Source organism: Serratia sp. H1w (assembly GCF_000633355.1).
Taxonomy (GTDB): domain Bacteria; phylum Pseudomonadota; class Gammaproteobacteria; order Enterobacterales; family Enterobacteriaceae; genus Chania.
This window is the reverse complement of sequence record NZ_AYMQ01000150.1, coordinates 1-4,357: the sequence shown is the minus strand read 5'-3', so window position 1 is coordinate 4,357 and position 4,357 is coordinate 1. Positions and strand designations below refer to the sequence as shown.

At 50.4% G+C, this 4,357-nt stretch carries 3 protein-coding genes and 1 pseudogene; 1 reads left to right on the top strand and 3 read right to left on the bottom strand.

What is annotated here, in order from left to right:
* Positions 1-26: 26 nt before the first annotated feature.
* From U869_RS0127470 to U869_RS0127460, 3 genes and pseudogenes are all read right to left on the bottom strand, one after another.
* Positions 27-1,076: pseudogene (locus U869_RS0127470) on the bottom strand (pyruvate formate lyase family protein); the annotation flags it as partial.
* 281 nt (positions 1,077-1,357) lie between these two features.
* Positions 1,358-1,897 (bottom strand): DUF2058 domain-containing protein, encoded by a 540-nt coding sequence (locus tag U869_RS0127465; RefSeq protein ID WP_025123921.1) that lies wholly within the window; start codon positions 1,895-1,897, stop codon positions 1,358-1,360.
* Positions 1,898-2,092: 195 nt separating this feature from the next.
* Positions 2,093-3,595, bottom strand: coding sequence for an MDR family MFS transporter (locus tag U869_RS0127460; RefSeq protein ID WP_025123922.1), 1,503 nt, complete (start codon positions 3,593-3,595; stop codon positions 2,093-2,095).
* Positions 3,596-3,675: 80 nt separating this feature from the next.
* Between U869_RS0127460 and U869_RS0127455 the strand changes: the two genes are divergently transcribed.
* Complete coding sequence (locus U869_RS0127455) at positions 3,676-4,326, top strand: TetR/AcrR family transcriptional regulator (RefSeq protein ID WP_025123923.1); 651 nt, start codon at positions 3,676-3,678, stop codon at positions 4,324-4,326.
* The last annotated feature ends 31 nt before the right edge of the window (positions 4,327-4,357 follow it).

Here is a 4,357-nt window from a genome sequence, read left to right as displayed (position 1 = left end):
CGGAATCATTAGACCATTACATTCACCCCCCCTACACACAGGTTCAGAAACGGCATATAGCCAGCAAAATAGGTGGCGGTGGCTTCGGGCGTATACCAGATCATTTCCGAGCATTTGATAATAAAGCTGCCCATCAGCTCTAAAGCTTGTTGTTCGCTCAGCCTTCCGGACTGTTTATCGGCCAAGTAGCAAGGCCAGGCGTACTGATCAAGGCGGCCAAGTGAGGTACTGCATTGATTCTCTTCCAGTAGAAAGAGTGACTGGATCGTCCAGATTGCCTGGAGTGCCTCATGGAACGTTTGAGGAGGATGAGCCGGAACCCGTGCGTTGATATCGGCAATGGTTTCCAATTCAGCCCTTCGTTGCGGATCCTGCTCTTGGCTTGCCAGAGTACGGGCATGGTTTGAGATACGGCCAGCGTAAGTCAGGATCCCTTCACAACACTCAATTGCCGCCTGATAGAAAGAGATAGACTGCTTGTCGCTGTCAGCGGATGAAATGGCCGCCAGATGGCTTTCAGCCTCGGCTTTAATGCCCAATATCCCTTTTTTAAACAGAATGATGTCGTAACCTGGGCTGGTATCGCCGCCGCCGCTGAAGACGTGATAGGTGAGGTCACTGATGCAGGCCTCGGCTCCAAACTCCCAGATCCCAGCCTTCCGGAGCTGTTTTTCACAGGCTTCGGCAACAGATTTTCCGTCCCAGAAGGGGAAAATCTGCTCGCGCATGGTCCGTTTATCCTCATCGCTGATGAAGTACGGAGCCTGCTCGCGGGTAGCGATAGTATCGAGTTCATCACGCACCCATTGCCATGCCGTATCGGGAGAAAAGGCTCCAGCACGGGCTTTGCCACAAGGATGCCCTACGATAAGTTCATGATCCTGAATCAGTATCGGAGCCGTTTCACAAGCTCGGCGAAAGCCTTTTGCTCGCTGTAGATCTTTGGGAAGATGAGGGAAATCCCTGGCGACCTCGGTGTAGGCCAACGCACGGTGGATAACGATAGAGGGTTTTACTTGCAGATAGGCATTTTTGAGCTGTTGAAGCCGATGAGGGAGTTCCGTTTGCGTGCTGGTCATACTGATTCTCCTGGAAAATTGGCCTTAGGCGTTGAGAATCACTATAGATAGTAGGGATTTAAAAGGAAGGTGAATCCAGTTGGCGAGGTCATTTAGCGTATTGTTCTGAACAAACGGGAAGATAACGCCTGTGAATATGTGTTTTCACTGAGTGTGAGGCGATATTTAGCGATCCGTATGGTCTGGATGTCAGTGAAAGTACGGGGAGTTGTTTGGTACTTGCCCTGGATCAGGGCAAGGGAACCACGCAAGAGCAGCGACTGACTTTTGAGTATTGCTTACCACATCAAATCATCAGGCACGACAAAGTCGGCGTACGGATCTTCTTCATCTTTAGCTTCTTTGCTTAGCTCGGCATTTAATACAATACTGCTCGCATCACGCTGTGCAATTTTATCGGCCACGACCGCGGGTATAATCGCGTATTCGCCATCAGGGTTCTTATCGGTGATCAGACGAGCAATGGCAAGACGGCCACTAATCAACTGAGCTTGGGTCGCTTTATCGACATAGATTTTTTTAATTAAGTTATTATCGGTAAAGTTATAACCAATATCGCCATTTGAAATAACAATTCTGTTCATTTCAATCAGCTGCTTTACCTGAGCTTTATATTCTTTAGCCAAGGCGGCCTGTTTTTGCTGCTCATTGAGCTGTTTATCACGCTCAACCTGGGCTTTTTTGTTTTCTTCCACCGCTTCTCTGGCCTCACGAGCTTGAACTCGCGATTTTTTAGCCGTTCTTTCCACTTTCGCCAGTTTTTTACTGTTTACCAATCCAGCTTTAAGCAGTTGCTCTTGTAAGGTGAGTTTTGTCATGTTGGTTTCTGAAATCAGTGAAATAATGTACAGGATTATACCCTTAACCTGCTGGGTTGTGCCAGATTGGCGCATCATGTTGATAATGTTGAGTATCCGCCCTCAACGAGTTAATTGGAGTGGTGACTGCCGGTTATGCTTGAGACTGCTGGCAAGCTTAGTTCAGGGGCGCAGCATGCTGCGCCCATTGAGATATCAATTGGAGGATGTTTTAAGCGGCATTTCTCGTAGGAACCACGACAAGGCAAATGCCACAAACATGATGCAGGCTGCCATCATAAATGCACCATGAATGGCCGTACCGAAGGCGCTGAGATAATCTGCACGCAGAGTGTCCGGCAGGTGTTGTATCGCCACCGGGTTCATACCCTGTGGGATTGCAGCGCCTTCAGGCAACAGGTAGGCGAGATTTGATTGTAGCTTGTGGGTGAATATGGCACCAAACAACGCCACACCGAGAGAACCGCCAATTGAACGGAATAGTGTTACCCTTGAGGTCGCGACACCATACATGTTCGCTGCTACCGAGTTTTGCACTGCCAATACCAATACCTGCATCACCAGTCCCAACCCCATTCCCAGCAGGCCAGTAAACAGATAGAGGTGCCAGGTTGGAGAGTAGATGGTGATGCGCGTCAGCAACACCATACCCAGAGTACCTAATAGCGTTCCTGCAATTGGGAATAATCTATATTTGCCGGTGCGGCTGATGATGCGTCCACTGATAATCGAAGTGAGCAGCAGGCCACCCATCAAAGGGGTAAGTTGCAGCCCAGCTTCGGTTGGCGTAGCGTTTTTGACTACCTGCAGGTAAAGCGGTAGGAAAGTCACTGCCCCAAATAACGCCATACCAATGATAAAACCGATCAGACTACAGAGCAAAAAGCTGCGTTCGCGAAACAGTGATAATGGGATAATCGGCTCGAACGCCCGCTGTTCCTCATAGATAAAGCCGATGATGCCCACAATGCCAAAAGCAAGAATGCACCATAATTGTGGATCGCTCCACTCGCGTAGGGTTCCGCCTTCAGTCGTGAATAAAGTGATGCACAGTAATGCCAGGCTGAGGTAGATAGCCCCCAACCAGTCAATCTGATGCTGGTTGCGGGTGCTATTGCCCTGAAAAACGGCACTGATTACCAGTAGAGCAAACAGCCCCAATGGCAGATTAATGTAAAAAATCCAGCGCCAGGAGGTGTGCTGCACGATAAAACCGCCGATCAACGGGCCGATTACCGTGGCAAGGCCAAATACTCCGCCAAATAATCCCTGGTAACGCCCGCGTTCGGCGGGAGGGATGACATCGGCTACTGCTGCCATACTGATCACCATCAATCCACCGCCGCCCAAGCCCTGCAAGGCGCGCATGATCACCAACTGGGTCATATTTTGCGCCAGACCACACAGCGCAGATCCTGCCAGAAACAAAACAACCGCGATTTGCAGCACCCGCCTGCGGCCATACACATCGCCAAACTTCCCGTACAACGGCACGACAATCGTGGATGTCAGAATATAGGCTGTCACCACCCAGGACAGCCTGTCTAGCCCCCCCAATTCTCCGACAATGGTCGGTAGCGCTGTCGAAACGATGGTTTGATCCAATGCGGATAACAGCATTACCAGCAGCAGTGCACTGAAGAGGAGACGGATCGATTTTACGCCCGTTGTCGGTACGTGCTGAAGTTGATTCTTCATAGCAGCGCTCTGTTGAAATTAATTAAATATATAATTAATATTTGAAGAAGTTTCGATCCAAGTCAAGGGACCGCCAACAGATGACAGCACAAAAAGATCATTTCACTGCGCCACGCCGCCCGGGCCGCCCTAAGGGGAAGAAGCCCGATACTGCCAATCGGGAACAACTGATGGATATCGCTCTGGCACTGTTTGCTCGACAAGGGATAGCCCGAGTCTCTCTGAATGCCATTGCCAAAGAGGCGGGCGTCACACCTGCGATGCTGCATTATTATTTCGACTCCCGCGACGCATTGGTTGACTGCTTGCTGGAAGAACGTTTTATGCCGTTACGCAACCGGATCAGCACCATTTTTGTTGCGCATCCTGACGATCCGATCGCCTCGTTTACGCTGATGGTACAGGCACTGGCGGAAATTGCTGAGCGGCATACGTGGTTTGCGCCGCTGTGGATGCAGGAGATGATCGGCGAAATGCCCGTGCTTCGCCAGCATATGCATGCCCGCTTTGGTGACGACAAGTACCGTGAAATGCTGGCGACCGTGGAGCTCTGGCAACGGGTAGGGAAACTGAACCGTGATTTGTCGCCAGAGTTGCTGATCACCACGCTGATTAGTCTGGTTCTGGTGCCGTTTTCCCGTATACGTACAGACGAACGGATGAAGGGAGTGTCCACCGAGACCATCATCAGTCACGCATTGGCGTTGATGGGTCAGGGGATTAGCGGTTAAAGGAGCTTTTCTGTCAATACCGATTGAATTC